The organism is Rathayibacter sp. AY2B7 (genome assembly GCF_002931635.1).
Taxonomy (GTDB): Bacteria; Actinomycetota; Actinomycetes; order Actinomycetales; family Microbacteriaceae; genus Rathayibacter.
Genome location: NZ_PSUC01000233.1, coordinates 1 through 647, shown reverse-complemented (window position 1 = coordinate 647; position 647 = coordinate 1). Strand labels below are relative to the sequence as shown.

Below are 647 nucleotides of genomic sequence, written 5' to 3'. Positions count from 1 at the left end.
CTGCGCCAATCGCCCGTTGCTCCGTGCGGAGCACCTCGTTCGGTGAACGATCGAGGTGGATACGGGATTCGAACCCGTGTATACGGCTTTGCAGGCCGCTGCCTCGCCTCTCGGCCAATCCACCGTGTACGGGATTCGGTGTCGGCGGCCCGAGGGCCGACCAGGTGGGAGGCACCCGAGGGTGCCGTCCCGATGACGCCGGTCCGAGGACCGGTGTTCGAGCGGATGACGAGATTCGAACTCGCGACCCTCACCTTGGCAAGGTGATGCGCTACCGCTGCGCCACATCCGCATGTAGGTCGTACTGGTGTTGCCGTCTTGTGTGTCGTGCTGTCGTGCTGCCTGTCCGGCGCTTTCGCTGCCCGGCTCGACCTAGAAGAATGTATACGACAGCGGCGCCGGAATCCAAATCGAGCGGACGCCGATCCCGCCGCTCGGAGTCCGATCCGCGTCTTTCCGCGCGAAACCGGCTGGTCGCCGTCCGTTCACCCGGGCGTGGCGGGCGTCGGCGGTGCATCCGGGCCCCGCGGATCCGCTACGATCGTCTCTCGGGTCGTCCAGCACGTCCCCCTGGGCGATTGGCGCAGTTGGTAGCGCGCTTCCCTGACACGGAAGAGGTCATCGGTTCGAGTCCGGTATCGCCCACC

3 tRNA genes are annotated in these 647 nt (G+C 66.5%); 1 reads left to right on the top strand and 2 read right to left on the bottom strand.

The annotated features are described in order from the left end of the window. Positions 1-53: 53 nt before the first annotated feature. Both C5C27_RS17605 and C5C27_RS17600 read right to left on the bottom strand, forming a co-directional pair. Positions 54-124 (bottom strand) — tRNA-Cys (locus C5C27_RS17605). A 96-nt stretch (positions 125-220) separates the two neighbouring features. After that, positions 221-292 (bottom strand) — tRNA-Gly (locus C5C27_RS17600). 280 nt (positions 293-572) lie between these two features. On the opposite strand from C5C27_RS17600, the gene C5C27_RS17595 reads away from it, so the two are divergent. Continuing rightward, positions 573-645: transfer RNA gene (locus C5C27_RS17595), tRNA-Val, on the top strand. Positions 646-647 lie beyond the last annotated feature (2 nt).